This is a genomic window from Chloroherpetonaceae bacterium (assembly GCA_025056565.1).
Lineage (GTDB): Bacteria > Bacteroidota > Chlorobiia > Chlorobiales > Thermochlorobacteraceae > Thermochlorobacter.
Window position 1 is genome coordinate 1 of the sequence record JANWWA010000002.1, and the last position, 19,530, is coordinate 19,530.

Sequence of the window (19,530 nt, forward strand, 5' to 3'; positions counted from 1 at the left end):
CGTTGCATCGAATTAATCCACATACTCCACCGCTTGTGCGGGCCCCCGTCAATTCCTTTGAGTTTCAACCTTGCGGTCGTACTCCCCAGGTGGGATGCTTACTGCGTTAGCTGCGACACTGACCCGAAGGCCAACATCTAGCATCCATCGTTTAGGGCGTGGACTACCAGGGTATCTAATCCTGTTTGCTCCCCACGCTTTCGTGCCTCAGCGTCAGTTACCGACCAGAGACCTGCCTTCGCCACTGGTGTTCTTCCCGATCTCTACACATTCCACCGCTACACCGGGAATTCCAGTCTCCCCTCCGGCACTCTAGACTTGCAGTATCGAGAGCAATTCCTTCGTTGAGCGAAGGGCTTTAACCCTCGACTTACAAATCCGCCTACGCACCCTTTACACCCAGTAAATCCGGACAACGCTTGCCACCTCTGTATCACCGCGGCTGCTGGCACAGAGTTAGCCGTGGCTTATTCGCAGGGTACCGTCAGGCTCGCTGAGCGAGTTGTTCGTCCCCTGCAAAAGGGCTTTACAATCCGAAGACCTTCATCGCCCACGCGGCGTTGCTGCTTCAGGCTTTCACCCATTGAGCAATATTCCTCACTGCTGCCATCCGTAGATGTCTGGACCGTGTCTCAGTTCCAGTGTGGCTGATCATCCTCTCAGACCAGCTACCCGTCGTCGGCTTGGTAGGCCGTTACCCTACCAACTACCTGATGGGATATAGGCTCATCCCTCGGCGTTACCTTTGGAGTTGCCTCATCATCTGGTTTTATCCCATCTTTCGATGGGTTATCCCAGACCGAGGGGTAGATAACCTATACATTACGCACCCTTGCGCCGAGTACTCACATTGCTGCTTTCCTCTGGCTTGCATGTGTTAGGCACGCCGCCAGCGTTCGTCCTGAGCCAGGATCAAACTCTCCGTTGTAAAAGAGTTTGAACTTCTGAGCTCCTACACACATTGCGAAAGTCTCCTGCTGAGGAAACTATCGCAATGAACCGCTTTTAGGTTGCTTGACTGGAGTGCCCCAGCCAAACTCTCCTCAAAGCAATTGACTTTTGGCTTCTTGCAACAACTTTTCAAAGAACTGCTTAAATCTTTTCTTCCGCTTTTTGTGCGAAAGGGCTACAAATATACGGCACTTTTTTGGGTTTGTCAAGAGCCTTGCGACTTTTTCTTGCAAATCCTCTGCTCCCCCTCGCCCGTACCGAAAGCCCTATCGCAAGAAAGGGTCAGAAAATTAGCACATGGAGCGATATTTTCCAAATCGATCTTGCTGATTTTTGAGAGACTCTCTAATCTCCTGTATCTAAAGACCGCTACTCAATTGGGTGCAGCAGGTGGCTTTGTGTTTAACCACAGCGCACGCATCGCACTGCCTGTGGCGCCACCGACCGCGCCCACCAGAGCACCTATCAAACCAGTCAGCACCGACAGCCACAGTGAACTGCCAAGCCTTAGCAGGGTTGCTACTTTCGCCGCAATAAGGTCACTGGCGTGAGAGGTGAAGTAGACGGCAGCAGCTGCCCAAATCACACCAATTAGCAAAGCACCAGCGATAAAGCCATTTTTGACACGCTCAATAAAGAGCAATGTGGCAAGTAAAGCAACTCCCCACCAGATTATCCACTGTGCGGAAAACCACTGCAAAACTCGACTAAGCCAGCTGCTGGAATGACCCGGAAATAGTGCCGTTCTGGCTACAATGCCTTGAGCGAATGAGGCAGTGCGTAAGAAGTATAGAGAGTAGTAGCGCCCGTCTGCCCAGTCTATCACTGCATTATCATAAAGTGATGAACCCGGATTCCCTGACTGTCCGCCCGGATAAATGCCCCACGCTTGGACGGTGTCGCCCAGTTGCACCACCATTCGCCATGAAGGGCCGGAGCGCTGTGAAGTCGCATTCACAGTGTTGTAGTTGCCAGGAGTAGCCAGCGTGCGTGAGAAGGCCTCAATTCGTGCAAGATGCTGGATAGTGGTCTGGCGCGTAGCTTGCCACTTCCATAAAGCCCCGAATTCACCGTAGCGCTTGATGAGTGAATCTACGGCTGCACGAAACGAGGTGAGCGCAATATCTTGCAAAGTTTCCTTCTGAGGCGTGCGCGTGTTATCCAAGAATGAAAGCGGAGGATTGCCAGCAATCTGCCAAGCAGTGAGATTTCTAAGCGGTCGAGGTGAACCCTCAGGTAAGTCATCGCTCCAAATCGCAGAGGAGAGTTCCGTAGCCCAAGCCTCAAAAATTGTAGGGGCAATAAGGTCCGGGCGATGCTCAAAATTCCAGCGACGAAGTTCATCAAGACACTGCTGCTCCACGCTTGAGAGTGGCGCAGCTTGCAAAGCACTGAGAAGTGGCGGCAAAATTAGGCGGGCATAGAGATTAACTGCGTCGGTTTGTAGCGCCATCATCTGCTCAGGCGTAATCTGACCTTTGGCAATCCATTCCGACAAACACTCGTTGATGCGCATGCTGCGCTCAAACGGTGCATAATTCCAGCCCAAGTAATATCGGTAGCCTGTGTCGCTGGGTTGCTGATTAGCAGAGCTGACAAAACCGCATGTAGGATTGTGCAGATGCGGCAAAGCCTCACGCGGCACACGCTCGCTAAGGTGTGTGAGCGAGTCTGTTGCGTCTAAAATTGCGGCGCCCTGATAGGGCTTGCGAAGCGGGAAATTTCCGTTGTGCCAGATAGCAATGTCGCCAGATTTGCTCGCAAAGACGAAGTTTTGCGCTGGCACATTGTAGTGTGATAGCGCCTCCAAGTAGTCGGTATATGTCCGAGCACGATTGAGCCTAAGAAATGTCAGAAGCTCATTATTCGGTTCAAAAGCAAGCCAGTGCATGGCTTTGCCTTTGGGCACACGTTCGTCGAAAGGCGTTTCGTGATTTCGGTAAGGAATAGGACCAAAGCGTGTGTAGTAGATGGTATCTATCACGCTCGGCTTACCACGCACCTTGATTTCCTCTACGACGCGTTCCAGTGGCAAGACGCTGTTGCCGTAGCGATATGTGGCATGCGCTTCATCGAGCTGCACATCATACCAGTCTAACACATCAGACTCAGCATTGGTCAGTCCCCAAGCAATGTGAGGGTTGAAGCCGATAATCACACCAGGTACCGATGGCGCCGAAACACCATAGACATTTAATCCAGCACTGTCGCAAACGAGTTGAACTTCATACCAGATAGCAGGCAAGTTCAGGCTAAGATGCGGGTCGCTGCAAAGAATAGGTCTCCCTGTTGCGGTATGCTGACCAGAGACAGCCCAGTTGTTGCTACCGAAGAAGAGGTCTGGTGAGAAGAGTGGTTGACAGTGGCAACTTGAATGGGTACTGACGGTGTCGCTAAGAATGCGAGCCGTGTCAGGCTCAGCAATGCGAGATGGCAAAAGCGTATCGGCGTTCATTTGTGCGCTGGGGGCAATAGGCTGTGCGTAGGGAGGCACGATTGGATAGAGCGCTTTCCAAGTTTGTTCAGGCAGAACCGCAATTGCTTTGCTAAATGCTGCGTCGTTGTTGCGGAATGTAAGGTCAAATGAAAAACTAGCAAAAAGGGCTGCGGTTTTTTCAACTGACCACTCTTCTGGACGATAGCCAAGCAGTTTGAATTCAACGGGTAAAGTTTGTTCGGTCAGTGAGGCAATCCAGGCATTTACGCCCTCGACGTAAGCCGTAACCGCCAGACGGGTTTCAGGATGCAGATTGATGTTTTGGGCAGCGCGCCGCGCAAGCTCAGGCATACCGATGCGACGACGAAAGCGGTCAAACTCCAGCGCGCGCTCACCGACGACTTCGGCTATGCGTCCTAATGCGGCTCTGGCTTGGAAATCCATCTGCCAAAGCCGATGACGAGCCGTCAGATAGCCTTGCGCAAAGTAGAGATCGTGCAAATTGTGGGCGAAGATGTGTGGCACATGCCGACTATCCCAGAGAACTTCAACGGGGGCAATAAGCTGGGGCAGTTCAAGGCGCGTCGGCAGTGAATCCAGCCCACGATGATTGGTCCAAAATCCACCAAAAGGATTAAAGAAAGAGCCAACTGCAGGTATCGTGCCAATGGGACGATAAAGCACATAGGCAAGTGCGCCAGAAAGAACAACCCAGAGGAGCATGCGAACGAGCGTCATAGAACGGAGCGGTCGTGTTTAAGAATTCCGTCACTCGAGTAGCACAGAGAGAATTGGAACGACTGTTTGGTATCACTCATTCCTTTGAAGACTAGGATTGAAAGCGAGATGAAAGCTGCTCTCAAGGTAGCAATCTCTACTGAGCGGTGCAGTGGCGCCTTGCCGCTATGCAATCCTAAAAATTTCCCTATATTCGCAACTTATCCTCTAAGGCAGGCTTATACGCAAGCATCACAAAGCATCAACTTTCTACACAATATAACAGACACGGAACAACAATGGTAATCAAAAAAGAAGTGGATTTAGGGCAAGGTAAAATCCTGCGTATTGAAACAGGCAAACTGGCCAAGCAAGCCGATGGTGCCGCCGTGGTAGGATTGGAAGAGACGATGGTGCTGGCGACTGCGGTCGCAAAAAAGGATGACCCTGTGCCTGGACAAGACTTTGTGCCGCTGCAAGTAGAGTTTCGTGAGAAATACTCAGCAGCGGGGAAGTTTCCGGGCGGCTTTGTAAAGCGCGAGGGAAGGCCGACCGAGAAAGAAATTCTCTCCGCACGCCTTATTGACCGTGCCTTGCGTCCACTGTTTCCAGATGGCTACACTAGCGAGACGCAAGTGATTGTAACCGTGATTTCCTCTGATAAAATTAATGACGGTGATGTATTGGGCGGTGTGGCAGCTTCTGTCGCCTTAATGATTTCTGATATTCCCTTCTACACACCTATGGCAGAGGTGCGTGTAGGCAGAATTAACGGTAACTTTATTATCAACCCCAGCACCGAAGAGCTCGAGCATAGCGATATGGACATCTGCATTGGTGGCACGAAAGACACGATTTGCATGCTCGAGGGTGAGATGAAAGAAATTTCCGAACAAGATATGCTCGAGGCAATCAAGTTCGGGCATGAAGCCATCAAGAAAATTTGCGCTGTGCAGGAGGAGCTGGTGCGAGAGGTTGGCAAACCCAAGCGTGAATTTAAGCCGATTCTGCCACCAGACGATATGAGAGAATTTGTGCGGTCAGTGTGTTACGACAAGCTCTACGCACTGGCACATGAGGCGCTCTCCAAAGAAGCACGTGCCGAAAAAACCGAGCAGATTTACGATGAGACTATTAAGACCGTGCTGGAGAAATACAGAGCAGAACTTACTGAGGAAGTGTTAGCCGCTGCACCCGAGAAAGCGATTTACCTCAATGAAAAGCTCATCAAGCAAGTGATTCATGACCTTGAGCGCGATGCAATGCGCCGCACGATTTTGACTGAAGGAAAGCGTCTCGATGGGCGAGGTTTGACGGACATTCGACCAATTAGTATCGAACTGGGGCTAATTCCACGCTCACACGGCTCTGCACTTTTCACACGTGGCGAAACCCAAGCGCTGGTCTTTCTGACACTTGGCACGAAGAAAGATGTGCAGCTGATTGACACACTCACCGAAGACCCTGAGAAGCGCTTTATGCTGCACTACAACTTTCCGCCATTCTCCGTTGGTGAAATTGGGCGCATCACAGGTGTGGGGCGACGCGAGATTGGACACGGTAACCTTGCGGAGCGTGCCTTGAAGAATATGATTCCTGATGAAAGCGTTTTTCCCTACACGATGCGCGTGGTCTCTGACATCTTGGAATCCAATGGTTCATCGTCTATGGCATCAGTGTGCGGTGGCACACTGGCGATTATGGATGGCGGTGTGCCAATGAAGCGCCCAGTAGCAGGCATTGCAATGGGTCTTATCAAAGAGGGTGACCAATATGCAATTCTCTCCGACATTTTGGGCAACGAAGACCACTTGGGGGATATGGACTTCAAAGTGGCGGGCACGACCGAAGGCATCACAGCGTGCCAAATGGACATCAAAATTGATGGGCTGGATTACGACATTTTAGCCAAAGCGCTCGAGCAAGCCAAAGTGGGGCGCCTACAGATTTTGAAAATAATGTCGGAAGCGATTGCTGCGCCGCGTCCCGAGCTATCTAAGTATGCACCGCGCCTTACTACTATTCAAATTCCTGTCGAGGCAATTGGCACGGTGATTGGCAAGGGCGGCGAGACCATTCGTAGCATTACCTCGCAAACCAATACTGAAATTGACATCGCAGACGATGGAACGATTACAATTGCGGCAACGGATAAGGAATCAGCAGAGCGCGCAATTGCGATCATCAAAGGGCTAACCGCTGAGCCAGAAGAAGGGTCAGTTTATAGCGGCGAAGTCAAAGAGGTGCGTGACGAGCTGGGTGCAATTGTGGAATTTTTGCCTAAAATCACGGGGCTACTACACATCTCCGAGATTTCTCACAAGCGCATCAGAAAAGCCAGCGAAGCCCTGAAGGCTGGTGAGAAAGTCTCCGTCAAACTGATTCGCATTCAACAAGATCCGAAGACGGGCAAGACGAAGTATAGCCTCTCGATGAAAGCGCTGATGCCGCCACCCGAAAACACAGAAACACATCCACCCCGTGAAAATCGTCCGCAGAAAAGACCGCCTTACCGCAACGGCAAGTAACGGTGCGCTAAACGCAGATGGATAAACTGGTCATTCAGGGTGGCAAGCCACTACGCGGTAGCGTGGAAGTCTCTGGCTCCAAGAATGCTGCACTGGCGCTGATGGCTGCAGCGCTGCTGCCTGCCTCAGGCAAAACAATTTTGCAGCGCGTGCCAGACCTACGCGATGTGCATACGCTTGCCGATGTGCTTCGCATCACTGGGGCGCGCGTGGACTTTGAAGACCACACGCTGACCATTTCAGCCGCAAATGTCTCCCATTTTGAAGCGCCTTACGAGCTGGTAAAAAAGATGCGTGCTTCCATCTATGTCTTGGGGCCACTTTTAGGGCGTTTTGGCAGGGCACGCGTGTCACTGCCGGGTGGGTGTGCATTTGGGCCACGTCCAGTGGATTTGCACATTAAGGTGATGCAACTCCTTGGCGCCTCAATTGAGCTTGATGAGGGCTATATCGTCGCCAAAGCCAAGCGCAAGCGATTAGTCGGAGCGAAAATTGATTTCCCACTGGTCTCCGTAGGGGCGACGGGCAATGCCTTGATGGCTGCAGTCTTGGCAAAAGGAGAGACCAAAATCACCAATGCAGCGATTGAACCCGAGATTACTGCGCTAGCAAAGTTTCTGGTTAAAATGGGGGCAAGGATTGAAGGCATTGGCACACCCACGCTGGAAATTGAAGGCGTCGATGAGCTGTATGCCACACGAGAGCAAAACATCTGTGACCGCATTGAAGCCGGCACGCTCTTGGCCGCTGCAGCAATTACGCACGGACAAATTACGCTCACTCACGTTGATGCAAAGGATATGAAGGCCGTGCTAAAGAAATTTCAAGCGGCAGGCTGTGAAGTGAAAGTGAGCGATGATTGCATTACGCTCACGGCACCCAAAGTCTTAGAGCCTACAAATGTGGAGGCGCGCCCCTTTCCAAAGTTTCCAACGGATATGCAAGCGCAGTGGTCAGCACTGATGACGCAAGCCGAAGGCACAAGCCGCATCACCGACCACATCTACTTTGAGCGCTTCAAGCATATTCCTGAACTCAATCGCTTGGGCGCAGACATTGAACTGAAGAAAAACACTGCAGTGGTGCGTGGCGTGAAGCGGTTGCGGGGTGCAAAAGTGATGTCAACGGACTTGCGTGCTTCGGCCAGCCTAATCTTAGCAGGATTGGCTGCAGAAGGCACAACGGAAGTCCTGCGCGTCTATCACCTCGATAGGGGCTACGAGAAAATCGAGCAAAAACTTCGTAAATTAGGCGCACGCATTCGGCGCGAACAATACGATGAGTTCGCTGCACCAAAACCACCTGACGAGGAGTAACTATGAACCGCATACCTTTCGCAGCACTTTTTTCCGCACTGTTACTTGCCACTCTTACTAGTTGTGCCAAGCAAGAGCTGTTTATTGAGGGTGAGATTGTAATGAGCTACGCTAACGCCCCTGACAAGGTACTAATTGACCACCCTGTCTTTTTAATGGCGGACACGGCTGTAGCGCGGGGCTTAGAGCAGTGGCGTGCAGGCTTCAAAGAGGAACTGAAAATCATTGACAGCGCAGAGCAACGCATTCAGTTTACAATTGATAGCCTGCGCAAAGCGATTGCAAATGCAGGCAAAAATACCGAAGCGCTTGAAAAAGCCTTTAAGGCTTATAACGACACGCTAAATCTTTTTTATCTCACGGCTAACAAATACAAAGGTGATGTGCTAAAAACCTTGATTTTGCGCCTGCCAAAAATCAAGGGTATTAAAACGGACCAGCAGGGCAAGTTCCGATTTGATACGAAAACCTTAGGTGCGCCCCTTATGCCCGGCAAATACGTGCTGATGAGTGGCTACGATGCAGAGCGTCAAAGTGGGATTCTCTTCCAGACTGTAGAACTCACCGACAAACCTATTCGCACGCAGCTCACCGTCCGGGACATTGACCCCGTACTAAACTTCTATGTGGAACGCGGTAAAGAAGGCGTGGCGGTGCAGAAGTAAAGCCACAGCAGTGTTCTTTTTCATTAGAGTTTGAACATTTGGTAGTAAAGTAGTATGCATGACGATTCCCGCACTGAAACAGCGCACTATCTTGATGTGCGTCGGCTCTGGCCTTTTGGCAGAAATGTAACGCTGTTTCTGCTCTCGGTGACGCTTGGACTGTTGGCGGTTGCCCTTGTGCCAGAGGGAGAGCTGCCAAAGCCAGCGCTCTACACGCTCTTCATTCTTGTTACCGCTGTTGCACTATGGATAACGGAGGCAATCCCACCTTTTGCCGTCGGCATTCTCATTATGGCGTTTTTAGTGTTTGCAATTGGGAGCCTTCGTGCCGAAGGCGAGCAAATTGATGTGATGCAGTTTGTGAATACATGGTCAAGCCCAGTGATTTGGCTAATGCTAAGCGGCTTTTTCATCTCCGAAGGCTTGCAGCGAACAGGGTTGGATAGAACGCTGTTTAACTTTGCGCTAAGGTCATTTGGTGGCAGTGCGCCGCGTCTATTAGCAGGGTTGATGAGTGTGACCGCAGTGATATCAATGATAATGTCGAATACTGCAACGACGGCAATGATGATTGCAGCAATCTTGCCGCTGCTAAAGGAGTCAAGTAAAAGCGACCCGCTGGCAAAAGATGTGCTCTTGGGCATTCCTGCGGCGGCAGCAGTAGGGGGAATGGGCACAATTATCGGTACGCCCCCTAATGCAATCACAGTCGGCGCACTGGCAAATGTGGGTATCTCTATTAATTTCGTGCAGTGGATGCTTTATGGCTTGCCTGTAGCGGTTGCACTGTTAGCTGCGTCGTGGTGGATACTCTCTCGCTCGCTGGTGGGCAAGGTCATGCATATTCCAGCTATTGAGCCTTGCCACCACGAGCACCCTGAAATGGCACGCCTGCCCAAAATCGTGATGGCAGGCACACTGGTGCTGACGCTGCTACTTTGGATGACCACGACGCTGCACGGCATTCATGTTGCCGCAATTGGCGCAATTCCTATCGTAACACTGACCGTAAGCGGTATTATTCGCGCAAAAGACCTCAGAGCACTTTCATGGGATTGCCTGATGCTGGTCTCAGGCGGTTTGTCGCTCGGACTGGCTATCGAGAAGTCAGGGCTGGCGCAGTATGCCGCAAACTTGCTGCGTCTGGAAAGTGTCAGTCCCTACTTGGTGATTTTGCTTTTGGGCTACATTACAACGCTGGTCTCGAATGTGATGAGCAATACGGCAGCAGCAACCGTGCTCATTCCAATTGGTGCGCTAATTACCCCTGAGTATGCAATGCAGGCAGGGATTGTGATTGGGCTTTCTGCCTCAACGGCACTGCTCTTTCCTGTCTCTACACCACCAAATGCAATTGCTTTCGCAACGGGATACTTGGAGCAACAAGACTTTCGCCGACTGGGTGGATTTTTTGCGCTGTGTGCGCCAGTGCTAATTACACTGTGGGTGATGCTGGTTTCATAAGAAAGAGGCAAATGCAGCATCCGAGCGCAGGGTTAATCTTTCGCATAGAAGCCAACACATATGTGGCTAATAATTTCGCTTATGCTTACAGGGGCGAGCGTAATCGTAAGATGGACAGAAAGTTATGCACAGAATTCGCCTCAGTCTAGCGGTGGAAGGTATAGCGCTTATGTAGAACTGTTTGGTAGTGGGCTATTCTTTTCTCTCAACGCTGATGGATATTGGAGTAACGGATATGGCGCTCGAGTTGGGGGATATATTGATAGTAAGAACTATTGGTTTTTTATTCAAGGCTTTATGTTGACAAATCCAGGCGGTGCTCATCACCTTGAAGTTGGAGGGGGTCTCGGGTTGATGGCATTGGAATTCAACCTCCTTGGTGGCGGAGGAAGCGCATCACCGCCAGATCCACGCGTCTACTTTCCGCTGCATTTAGGATACCGTTTCCAGCAGCCTGATGGCGGATTTCTCTTGCGACTGGGATTTACGCCACTCATTGCGACAAATCGTTCAACGGGTGAGTTGGGCGTGCTGCCATGGGGCGGCTTGTCACTTGGCTGGTCACCATGAAGAACACACTGAATGAAACGCCTGATGCGCTGTGGTTTTTCGCTGCGATAATGCAAGATTTCTCGCATCTCATTCAGATCGCTACGACTTGACAAGCTGCTGCAAATCCTCGAAGAATTTCGAGAAGGGTTTGACTTTGGCGCTTTCCTCGAACTCGTTTTCGGAAAGCACGTAACAACCATCGGTGTCGCATTCCACGATGGCGCGCCCTTTCTTAACTAAGCCTTTGGACTTGGATTTCAACGTTTGGTCTTCATCGGGCGTGGCGAAAAACACGGCAATGTGTTTCTGAGACGCCTCTTGCAAAAATTTGAGTTTCCAGTAACCTGTTTGCGCAGTGCGCTCTCGGAGCGTAACCTTGCACGAAATCACGCACAAAATTTTGAGAGATTTTGGTTCATAAATCACCATATCGACATCGGGCAAGTGCATTCCTGTTCGCCGTAGTCAATGCATAACTTCCTTTTAATCTGGGCAAGTTCGTCGCTAATTGTTTTAGCGCGTTCAAGACTGTTGCCGCTCACGATGTTTAAGCCTATTGCTTCCACGCTGTCCTGAATGATGTAAAGAATGAGTTTCTCCATATTTTTGCCTTTGAAAGCGCGCCAACTTTGTTCGTGGTCGCCGCCCGAAGTCGGTTTTTTCTCCCAATCTGTCTTGTGTCGCTTCTTGGCTTCCTTCAAAATTGCGGAAATGTGTTGGTAGGCATCATTGCCAAGTTCGGCTTTCTTCTTCAAGTAAAGCTCTTTCAAATCCTCGAAGGTCATTTTGCGCCAATGATGATGTATTCAATCGGGTAGGCTTCCGTATCAGCGATGTCGTTGGAAGCAAATCGACCTGTTTTTTCATCGCGTTTTTGCGGCAAGATTTTGGAGGGAATCTCGCGCACAATCACGCGTTCTAACTTGAAGCCCACAAGTTGCATTTGCTCGGCGAAGACTTCGGCGTTTTGAATCTCCACGCCCCGCAACTTCGTGTTGCCAATCACATAGGCGCACCTGCCGCCGAACTTTAAGATGCGGTAACTCTCGGCGATGACCTCTTGCATATCGACAAAGAACGCCTCGATTTCTTTGGCGATTTTCTTATCGACCGCCGCCATTCTCTCCACAATGCCTTTTGCAATCTCGCTTTTGAGCAAGGGATTTGATTTTGCCGAGCGCAAGAATGTTTGTTTCGGGAAACCAATACGCAAGGCGCTCACGATGCTTTTCAGGAACAAGAGGCGGAAGCGGGTTTAGCTCATAAAAAAGCCCGTCGCTGCTGATGCCATCAAGCCGTGATAAGAGTCTCCGAATTTTCTTTTCCAAGAGCGAGGGTTCAATCGGACGCGCTTTGACTTTGCTGATGAGATAAGCGATTTTGTTGATGTCCGTGCCGCTTGCCATAAAGCCACGAGAGATAGCGGTGGCAATTGTCGTGCCGCTTCCCATAAAAGGGTCGTTAATGTGGGCAGTGGGTTGAGAGATGTATTCGTCCAAAAGTTTTTCCACGAGTTGCGGAATGAATTTCGCGGGGTAGCGGTGATAGTCATGCGTCCATTTGCCCGTTTGCGACGGCGCATAACCAGCAAATGACCACGTGGGGTCAATCGGTTGAGACTGAACCCAATCGCAGATTTCGTGTGCGCTGAAGAGAGATGTCGCAGTGCTCATTCAAGTTTGCGAATTAAAGTGTCTCAAAATGAACTCTGTATTGTGCGGGTTGGTATCGAGGCGAGCGATAGACCTGCCCCGTTAGCTACTCATTCTTCATTCCCAGTGGGAAATCTTAACTCCCCACAAAGCCTGTCCTGCACCGAACCTCAACACTGCGGCGTGTGGTAAAAATACAGAACCTACATTCCTCGCAAGAAGAGGGTTGAGGTTAAAGTGCTGTTTGGTGCCTTGCATTTGCCAAAGGGGGTTTCACGCGACGCTGCGATGCGCCAAAATAGAAAAGCCCGATAATTATCGGGCTTTTGCAGGAAACGTGAATTTAGTGGGCTTAGTTGGTCGCTGGGGCAGGCTGACCTGACTGGTTCGATGCCCCAGAAGGTCGCAGGAACCATAGCAGTGCAACAATAATAACCTGCGGCACATGCACCAGCGCAAAATTTGACCAGCTGATAATTTGCTGTGCATTCAGCACCTCAACGGTCGAGGTAATTGCGCCAGCGACCTGCTCTACGACCACCATCCAAAGCAATTTCTCATACTTGACCACATCGGTCGCAATGATGGCGTAAGCAACCGCCAGAACATAAAGCACCATTCCATACTGGTGGAACACGATGGCTGACTGTGCATTCTCAGCATAGTTTTGCCAGCCATAAAGTGCCGCTCCCCAGTTCAGGAAAATGGTAGAGCCTAAGGCATTCAGCAGCTCCCACGCTGCTAACACCCACATCAAGCCAGAAAGCAGTTTGATTTTGGTTTCACGATTCATATTACTTACCTCCATTTTATCAGGTTAAATGTTAGTGAAAGAAAGAACAGGAAAAACTTTTAGGGCGCAGGCGTTCCGTTGATGATAATCGGTTTGCGAAGCCAGTAGGAGAATCGCAACTGCGGTAGCCAGTTTTTTAGGCGCATCAGGCGTGCGACCAGCAGCAACGGACAAAATGCAATGCACGCTCCACGCTTACCCAAAACAGCTACTGACAACCCCACAACGATGAAAAACACTGCCTGCAAGATGTGCGCTTCCAAAGCCGTGTAATCGAAACCGAAAGGGGCTGTAAGTGAATACATTACCTCAGGACGAATGAGCCATGAAACAGGCGCCCAAAAAATAGCGACCAGCAATACAAACGGTCGCCAAAAGCTGGGATTTGGTTTCCATCGGCGCTTTGCTAGTGGTTCTGCCCAATCCTGTGCAGCGCCTAGCCAGCACACCCAACTGCAGACAATCGGTCCATTCGTAATTGTGATAACGACCACCGCCAGCCAGAATGCTCCACCAACCACTGCCCACACCACGCTCGGCAAACGGCTATCAACCAGAATCAAATTGATGGCAACAAAGATAACCTGCACCAGACGCCGCTGCCGTCGCAATGCTCTGGCTTCTTCTTCCGACGCCACACTTCTCATACTACTTGACCCTGACTCAGTGACGCCAACTCGCTTTTCGTCTTTTCAATGGTGCGCAACGGATACAGTATCCAGAAGAGCGTCAAGGTGAGCACTTGCGCTGAAAAGACCGTCAAAAATTGAGACCAGATAATTGCACCGAACCAAAGCTCCACAACTGCGCTCAGCGCATTGATAACTTGCTGAACCATCACGAAATCAATGATTTTCTGGTATGCGAAAGGGTGCCGTGCAGCCCAAGCCGTTATCAAGCCAATGCTAAGCAGCATCATGCCTTGCTGGTTTCGCACCACGCTATTGGCTTGCATGGCGGCAAGCAGGTTTTGTGCCATTGTGCGGTCGCTGCTAATTTGGGCCGTCCCGATTTCCCAAAAGACAGTAGAGCCTAATCCCCAGAGCACCCAAAGCCCACCAGCGATGAGGCAAAGCAGTCGCAAGCTACCTTGCTGCCATTGCGCGGGCAGAGAAAACCCAAAAATTGTGCACAAGGCCATCTCATCAAGATTGTTAGGTAGCGGTTGCGGCTCTGGTTGCCAGCGCCACAGCGCCCCAGCGATTAGCACATTCAAGCACAAAGATGGAAGCAACTGCGCAAGGAGAAGATGCTGTGTAAGGTAGACATAGACGCCAAGTCCTGCAACCAGCAGATGCGACAGCGCTAACAGGGAAATAAAGGGTCGGTAGCGTGCAGGATGAGAGGCAATAAAAATCGCCAGCACTGCAAGTTGCCCTGCAAAGAAGCCATATTGCCGAATGATAGAATGGGCATATAAGAAACTTTCTTCTCCATTTAGCGGGGTTGGGATAGGAGTAACAAAGTAGGGTGAAGCCGTGTGCGCAAAGAAACACACGCAAATGATGAACTCTATGAAGCGCACAGCGGCTGAAACGAATAGCGTAAGCGTAACAGGCTTATGTATCGCAAGGGAGACGGTAAGGCTCTGGTAAAACTTGCGCGCAACGGCGCGAGAAGGGAAGGACAAATTTGCACTGCTCATACTCCAAATGTGATACTTCAGTGTAATGTTCCTGCGAAATATGCTTAAAGTGTCTAATAAACTCTTCTTTTCCTCAGTACCCTTTTGCCTTGCTTGGCTAAAAGTAAGCGCTTCAGTGCACAATTGCAAGCACTCGCTCATACGCCGCGCGTCTCGGGGCTCCAGATGTATTTGTGCATCTGCAGTTGAAAGCGCACGCGAAGGCGATCAGCTAAAATCCACTCTGCGAGCGTTTGTGGCGAAAGCTCGCCAAAGACCACTGACATCAGCACCGTCAGCCGCTCAGCCAAGCGATATTCTTCCATCACCTTTTTCGACCAGTCATAATCAAGTCGAGAGCCAATGACGAATTTGATTTCATCACTGGGTGAGGCAATCTCCAAGTTGCGATAGTCGTTTCTTTTCAGCATCCCCGATGAAGGGGTTTTCATATCGATGATTTTCTTGACACGTGGGTCAACCTTGTCGACTAAAATGTGCCCACCAGTCTCCAGCATCACATCGTAGCCTAAGTCGCAAAGGCGGCTCATCAGTGGATAGACCTCATCTTGAAGCAGTGGCTCGCCGCCCGTAATTTCCACAAGATTGCAGCCGTAGGATTGCACGGTCTCAATGATGCTTTCCAGTGAGCGTTCCTCGCCTTCATAAAAGGCATACTCCGTGTCGCAATACGTGCAGCGCAAGTCGCATTCCGTAAGGCGCACAAAGACGCACGGCAAGCCCATTCGGCTTGACTCACCTTGAATGGAGAAAAAGATTTCATTAACCTTCAGCATTGCCTCAATATCTTAGCTGCCTATGCTAACGCTAAGCGAGCACGTAACGGTTCTATGCTATACCATACACAAAACACACTGGACTGGCTTAGCGATTCCAACTATGCACGCAGAGAATGCGACAAGGGGTGTGTAAGCACCGCTCACTTGAAGCACAAATGAGGTCTCACTGTTGCGAGGCTGACTCGGCGCTCAGCACATCGTTGAGCGTTTTTCGAATGAGCGACATACCTTCGTGCATCTCACTAAGCGAAAGATTCAAAGGCGGACGGAATCGGACGGAACGCTCGCCGCAGCCCAGAATGAGCAACCCGTTTTTGTGGGCTTGACGAATGAAGCGGTCGCGCTCTGATTTGGTGCGCAAGTCAAATGCGCACATTAGCCCACGCCCGCGCGGATTGGTTACAACGCCTCCGAATTCTTCCGACAGCCCTTGTATTTCTCTTAGCAAGGCGGCGCCCACTTGGCGTGCGTTCTCGAGCAAGCGTTCCTCTTCAATGATCTCAAGATACTTTTTGCAGCGTAGCATATCGACCAAGTTGCCACCCCACGTTGAATTGATGCGGCTTGGCACATGGAAAACGTTATCTTCCACCTCATCAATGCGGGCACTGGCCATAAAGCCGCACACTTGGGTTTTCTTGCCGAAAGCAATCATATCAGGCAGGCATAAATCTTCGTGCATCGTGCAACCGCCGTCGTTACGAAAGGTGCAGGTTACTCCGTCGGGCAGCATGCATGGCTCAGCCACGGGATTAGCCAGCACTTGCTCAGCCGCCCACATTGTGCCAGTGAGTCCAATGCCTGTCTGCACTTCGTCGAAGATGAGCATCGCGTCATTTTCCAAAGTAAGCACACGCAGGGCTTGGAAAAATTCGCGGCGGAAGTGATTGTCGCCGCCTTCACCTTGAATTGGCTCAATGATGATAGCTGCCACATCGTCTTTGTGTTCGTGGAAAGCACGCTTGATGTCTTCTATGGCTGCGCGCTCAATGCGTTCGAGTGCTTCACGGCGTTCATCTGTGAGCGGAAAAGTAATTTTGGGATTCTGAATGCGTGTCCAAGCAAACTTTGGGAAAAGGTCGGTTTTGACGGGGTCAGTGTTGGTCAAAGAAAGCGTGTAGCCACTCCGCCCGTGAAAGGCTTCACGAAAGTAAATGACGTGGTGACCGCGTTCCGTGCGATAGCCCTTGCGAAAATTTTTTCGCACCTTCCAATCAAAGGCAGCTTTAAGTGCATTCTCTACAGCCAAAGCCCCACCAGCAATCCAAAAGACATACTTCATACCTTTGGGCATAGCCAGTTGCCGGAAGGTCTCCACAAACTCTGCCATCTCAACCGAGTAGACATCGGAGTTGGAGGGGTTGACCACCGCCGCATAAAGTAGTTTGTTCAAAAAAGCCTGATCGCTCCATATCTTTGGATGATTAGCCCCCACAGGTGCAGAGGAGACGAAGGTGAAAAAATCCAACATAGCGCGATGTGTGCGAGCATCGTAAAGGTAACTGCCTTTGCTACGCTCCAAATCCAAGACCATCTCTAATCCGTCAACCAGCATGCTTTGTGCGAGCCGTTCATGCACCATCTCAGGCGAAATATGCACAGGAGAGAGAACTTGTGCCGACATACTGATGCCTCCAGATTTGGGTTCTGTGAGATAGAACAAGAAAAGAGTTTTGCTGCAATAAAGCAAGTTTGCAAACGAAGCAACTTACTGCCACCTAATCGGGGTTAGGCAAAAAGTCTGAGCGGGACTTCGCTTCAGCGATGCTCAGTGGCGTGGCTTTAGGAAGTTGGCTCCCAGATAAATTTGCCAGAGCGGTTGATGTACCCAATGCGACGACCCGTCTGCACTTTGGCAATTCCATCTTTGAATGGACCGATGAAGTCATACTCGAATGAGAGCATTTCGTTGCCGCCTTTGTCAATAAGTCCCCATTTGCCGTTTTTGCGCACAGCAGCAAAGCCTTCGGAAAACTCGCGTGCACCTTCGTAGGTGGTGTCAATGGTGAGTCTACCCAGTTTGTTGGCGTAGCCCCACCTGAGTTTTCCTGCCTTGTCCTTGAAGGCTACAGGGGCAAGCCCTTCGCTGAAAGCCCCGCATTGGTCAAAGGTAGGTGGAATGCGCCACTGACCATCAGGACCGATGAAACCCCACTTCTCTTCTATGCAGACCGCAGCAAGGCTATCGGAAAATGAACGTGCTAAATCAAAGCGTGGGCTAATGACCATTGTGCCTGTTTTGTCAATGTAACCGCATTTGCCGCCCAGTTTGACCCAAGCCAAGCCTTCTGAGAAGGACCAAGCCATTTCATACTGTGGTTTGATGGCATACAGTCCCAAAGGCGTAATGTAGCCCCACTTGCCATTTTCTTGCACGGCGGCTAATCCTTCAGAAAAGCTAAGTCCATCTTCGAAGCGCGGGGCAATCACCACATCGCCTGTTTTGTCGACATAGCCAATGTTTTTCCCAATGCGTACCTGTGCCAATCCACCTGAAAAGCTCCATGCTGAAAGAAAGCGTGGACGGATGCGCTCATCACCGGTTGTGGCATCAACAAAGCCAAATTTCTCAGGCTCTTCCATCACCAGTGCCATACCTTCTGACGGCTCTTGTGCATCGCTGTAGATGGGTTCTACAATCTTTTGCCCTGTCTGGTCAATGAACCCCACCTTGTCGTTGATTTTCACAGGTAAAAGTCTGCCGTTGGGCTTCGGCTTAGTGTGGCACGCCACAAGGCAGAAGGTGAGCAGCCAAATCCAGCTTTGCGCTAAGAGGCGTGTGATGGACTTATGAAAGTGGACAATAGACGGCTTTGAGCATTTCATAGAATGTTTGCGTGGGATTGGACGATTGTTGCAAGCGTTGTAAGACAAGCTCTTTTCCGATTGGGTAAGTCAGCATATAGGTTCGGTAATCTGGGTCGCGCAGGCGCGCAATGATGCGATGCAATAATTCATCTTCGCTGGGCGAAAAGCGGCGCAGGTAAAGAAATACCGCATCGTCGCTGTAGTGCTGCTCGTGCATAAGAAGCGCTGCATTAACGGTGGCTTTCCGTCCCAGACCTTCTAAGACAGCGAGAATTTCGGCGTCCTCGTCAGTCAGTGTGCAGTGGTGCAGGTCTTTATGCGCGCGCAGCCACTCAATCGTGTCGCTCAGACCGCCGATGATGAGCAACTCAGCAGCTTCCGCCAAGCCTTCTGAAAGCAGGCTAGCAGGCGTGCCAAGCAGGCTAATTGAAAACTCATCGTAGCCACAGGCATTAACCAGCTCGGCTTCCTTGACAATTGCTTCAGTGTGGTGTCCGCAGAAAGCCTCATGCGTGGTGGTGTGTAACAGATTCCAGATGGTAGTGGGCACATCAATGTTGAGTTCATAGATGGAATGAAAGCCGCCTTGATACCAGTGGTATCCCGCCCAAGGCTTATTATGCACCAATCGCACCTCAATGGTGTTTTCAGGCAAGGGAAAAAGCTGATGAGCACGAGCTTTGGCTTCGTCGAGCGCAACGCGAATAAAGCGCTCAATGGCTTCGCCTTTTAGCTCAAAGCGCTGACGCCACTTTACGAAACGTTCTGAGAGCGAGCCACTGGCAGGCAGGAGCTGGCTAAGGCGTTCAAGATGCTTGCTTATTTCCGATTCCTCTTGCCAAGCGATGTGTGTGATACCCAAGCAGAGACGTGCTTCTTCTCGAAAGGGAAAGGTGATGCCCTGCTTTTTTTCAATCATTGTTTTGATGGCTTGTGTCTGCTGCCAGAGATACTGCGCGCGCTCGCTCTGCTCCCCAGAAAGAGCCGAAAGGAGCATGGTTGCCTGCTGGTGCAGCTCAGAAAGTGGAAGAGCAGGCTCTGCTTCAAGTGCCTTGCGCCAGTAGGCAGCCCTGCCAAATGCCGCGTCAACAAACCCGCAGAGGTGCTTATCGAAACGAATCGCAAGGCGAAGATAATTTTCCACCAGTTCTGAGTATGATGCAGAAGACTGTGTGCTCATAGCCTTGCAGAAGGTTTGCAAGATACGCCTGCACCGTCTATTT

17 protein-coding genes and 1 rRNA gene are annotated in these 19,530 nt (G+C 50.7%); 5 read left to right on the plus strand and 13 right to left on the minus strand.

The window, feature by feature from the left end:
* Both NZM05_02235 and NZM05_02240 read right to left on the minus strand, forming a co-directional pair.
* Positions 1-928 (minus strand): 16S ribosomal RNA (locus tag NZM05_02235); the annotation flags it as partial.
* Positions 929-1,324: 396 nt separating this feature from the next.
* Positions 1,325-4,126: a penicillin acylase family protein gene (locus NZM05_02240; GenBank protein MCS7012439.1), complete on the minus strand. Its 2,802-nt coding sequence runs from the start codon at positions 4,124-4,126 to the stop codon at positions 1,325-1,327.
* A 278-nt stretch (positions 4,127-4,404) separates the two neighbouring features.
* Between NZM05_02240 and NZM05_02245 the strand changes: the two genes are divergently transcribed.
* Genes NZM05_02245 through NZM05_02265 form a run of 5 tightly spaced genes read left to right on the plus strand, consistent with a single transcriptional unit; the run spans position 4,405 to position 10,648 of the window.
* Positions 4,405-6,633, plus strand: coding sequence for a polyribonucleotide nucleotidyltransferase (locus tag NZM05_02245; protein ID MCS7012440.1), 2,229 nt, complete (start codon positions 4,405-4,407; stop codon positions 6,631-6,633).
* Between the two features lie 17 nt (positions 6,634-6,650).
* A complete protein-coding gene (murA, locus tag NZM05_02250; GenBank protein ID MCS7012441.1) occupies positions 6,651-7,949 on the plus strand; it encodes a UDP-N-acetylglucosamine 1-carboxyvinyltransferase in 1,299 nt (432 codons plus the stop codon).
* 2 nt (positions 7,950-7,951) lie between these two features.
* Positions 7,952-8,614, plus strand: coding sequence for a hypothetical protein (locus tag NZM05_02255; GenBank protein MCS7012442.1), 663 nt, complete (start codon positions 7,952-7,954; stop codon positions 8,612-8,614).
* Positions 8,615-8,668: 54 nt separating this feature from the next.
* On the plus strand, positions 8,669-10,078 hold the full coding sequence (locus NZM05_02260; GenBank protein MCS7012443.1) for a DASS family sodium-coupled anion symporter: 1,410 nt from the start codon (positions 8,669-8,671) through the stop codon (positions 10,076-10,078).
* Positions 10,079-10,138: 60 nt separating this feature from the next.
* Positions 10,139-10,648, plus strand: coding sequence for a hypothetical protein (locus NZM05_02265; protein MCS7012444.1), 510 nt, complete (start codon positions 10,139-10,141; stop codon positions 10,646-10,648).
* A gap of 81 nt (positions 10,649-10,729) precedes the next feature.
* On the opposite strand, the gene NZM05_02270 is transcribed toward NZM05_02265, so the two are convergent.
* The 11 genes from NZM05_02270 to NZM05_02320 all read right to left on the minus strand — a co-directional run bounded on the left by NZM05_02270 (position 10,730) and on the right by NZM05_02320 (position 19,487).
* Positions 10,730-11,080, minus strand: a complete 351-nt coding sequence (locus tag NZM05_02270; protein ID MCS7012445.1) for a BsaWI family type II restriction enzyme — start codon at positions 11,078-11,080, stop codon at positions 10,730-10,732.
* Positions 11,053-11,415, minus strand: coding sequence for a hypothetical protein (locus tag NZM05_02275; GenBank protein MCS7012446.1), 363 nt, complete (start codon positions 11,413-11,415; stop codon positions 11,053-11,055). Before NZM05_02275 ends, NZM05_02270 begins: the two co-directional genes overlap by 28 nt.
* Positions 11,412-11,750, minus strand: coding sequence for a hypothetical protein (locus NZM05_02280; GenBank protein ID MCS7012447.1), 339 nt, complete (start codon positions 11,748-11,750; stop codon positions 11,412-11,414). Before NZM05_02280 ends, NZM05_02275 begins: the two co-directional genes overlap by 4 nt.
* Complete coding sequence (locus NZM05_02285) at positions 11,734-12,303, minus strand: site-specific DNA-methyltransferase (GenBank protein ID MCS7012448.1); 570 nt, start codon at positions 12,301-12,303, stop codon at positions 11,734-11,736. Before NZM05_02285 ends, NZM05_02280 begins: the two co-directional genes overlap by 17 nt.
* Positions 12,304-12,634: 331 nt before the next feature.
* Complete coding sequence (locus NZM05_02290; protein ID MCS7012449.1) at positions 12,635-13,090, minus strand: hypothetical protein; 456 nt, start codon at positions 13,088-13,090, stop codon at positions 12,635-12,637.
* Between the two features lie 44 nt (positions 13,091-13,134).
* Positions 13,135-13,722 (minus strand): 4Fe-4S binding protein, encoded by a 588-nt coding sequence (locus NZM05_02295; protein MCS7012450.1) that lies wholly within the window; start codon positions 13,720-13,722, stop codon positions 13,135-13,137.
* A complete protein-coding gene (locus NZM05_02300; protein MCS7012451.1) occupies positions 13,719-14,720 on the minus strand; it encodes a hypothetical protein in 1,002 nt (333 codons plus the stop codon). Before NZM05_02300 ends, NZM05_02295 begins: the two co-directional genes overlap by 4 nt.
* A 137-nt stretch (positions 14,721-14,857) precedes the next feature.
* Positions 14,858-15,496: a 7-carboxy-7-deazaguanine synthase QueE gene (locus NZM05_02305; GenBank protein MCS7012452.1), complete on the minus strand. Its 639-nt coding sequence runs from the start codon at positions 15,494-15,496 to the stop codon at positions 14,858-14,860.
* Positions 15,497-15,662: 166 nt separating this feature from the next.
* Positions 15,663-17,123: an aspartate aminotransferase family protein gene (locus tag NZM05_02310; GenBank protein MCS7012453.1), complete on the minus strand. Its 1,461-nt coding sequence runs from the start codon at positions 17,121-17,123 to the stop codon at positions 15,663-15,665.
* A gap of 158 nt (positions 17,124-17,281) precedes the next feature.
* Positions 17,282-18,325 (minus strand): WG repeat-containing protein, encoded by a 1,044-nt coding sequence (locus tag NZM05_02315; GenBank protein MCS7012454.1) that lies wholly within the window; start codon positions 18,323-18,325, stop codon positions 17,282-17,284.
* On the minus strand, positions 18,288-19,487 hold the full coding sequence (locus tag NZM05_02320; GenBank protein MCS7012455.1) for a DUF885 domain-containing protein: 1,200 nt from the start codon (positions 19,485-19,487) through the stop codon (positions 18,288-18,290). Before NZM05_02320 ends, NZM05_02315 begins: the two co-directional genes overlap by 38 nt.
* Positions 19,488-19,530 lie beyond the last annotated feature (43 nt).

What these genes read in the sequence shown, in the direction of transcription:
- NZM05_02240 (MCS7012439.1), bottom strand. Translation starts at nt 4,126, where the DNA reads ATGACGCTCGTTCGCATGCTCCTCTGGGTTGTTCTTTCTGGCGCACTT.
- NZM05_02245 (MCS7012440.1), top strand. Translation starts at nt 4,405, where the DNA reads ATGGTAATCAAAAAAGAAGTGGATTTAGGGCAAGGTAAAATCCTGCGT.
- murA (MCS7012441.1), top strand. Translation starts at nt 6,651, where the DNA reads ATGGATAAACTGGTCATTCAGGGTGGCAAGCCACTACGCGGTAGCGTG.
- NZM05_02255 (MCS7012442.1), top strand. Translation starts at nt 7,952, where the DNA reads ATGAACCGCATACCTTTCGCAGCACTTTTTTCCGCACTGTTACTTGCC.
- NZM05_02260 (MCS7012443.1), top strand. Translation starts at nt 8,669, where the DNA reads ATGCATGACGATTCCCGCACTGAAACAGCGCACTATCTTGATGTGCGT.
- NZM05_02265 (MCS7012444.1), top strand. Translation starts at nt 10,139, where the DNA reads ATGTGGCTAATAATTTCGCTTATGCTTACAGGGGCGAGCGTAATCGTA.
- NZM05_02270 (MCS7012445.1), bottom strand. Translation starts at nt 11,080, where the DNA reads ATGCACTTGCCCGATGTCGATATGGTGATTTATGAACCAAAATCTCTC.
- NZM05_02275 (MCS7012446.1), bottom strand. Translation starts at nt 11,415, where the DNA reads ATGACCTTCGAGGATTTGAAAGAGCTTTACTTGAAGAAGAAAGCCGAA.
- NZM05_02280 (MCS7012447.1), bottom strand. Translation starts at nt 11,750, where the DNA reads ATGGCGGCGGTCGATAAGAAAATCGCCAAAGAAATCGAGGCGTTCTTT.
- NZM05_02285 (MCS7012448.1), bottom strand. Translation starts at nt 12,303, where the DNA reads ATGAGCACTGCGACATCTCTCTTCAGCGCACACGAAATCTGCGATTGG.
- NZM05_02290 (MCS7012449.1), bottom strand. Translation starts at nt 13,090, where the DNA reads ATGGAGGTAAGTAATATGAATCGTGAAACCAAAATCAAACTGCTTTCT.
- NZM05_02295 (MCS7012450.1), bottom strand. Translation starts at nt 13,722, where the DNA reads ATGAGAAGTGTGGCGTCGGAAGAAGAAGCCAGAGCATTGCGACGGCAG.
- NZM05_02300 (MCS7012451.1), bottom strand. Translation starts at nt 14,720, where the DNA reads ATGAGCAGTGCAAATTTGTCCTTCCCTTCTCGCGCCGTTGCGCGCAAG.
- NZM05_02305 (MCS7012452.1), bottom strand. Translation starts at nt 15,496, where the DNA reads ATGCTGAAGGTTAATGAAATCTTTTTCTCCATTCAAGGTGAGTCAAGC.
- NZM05_02310 (MCS7012453.1), bottom strand. Translation starts at nt 17,123, where the DNA reads ATGTCGGCACAAGTTCTCTCTCCTGTGCATATTTCGCCTGAGATGGTG.
- NZM05_02315 (MCS7012454.1), bottom strand. Translation starts at nt 18,325, where the DNA reads ATGAAATGCTCAAAGCCGTCTATTGTCCACTTTCATAAGTCCATCACA.
- NZM05_02320 (MCS7012455.1), bottom strand. Translation starts at nt 19,487, where the DNA reads ATGAGCACACAGTCTTCTGCATCATACTCAGAACTGGTGGAAAATTAT.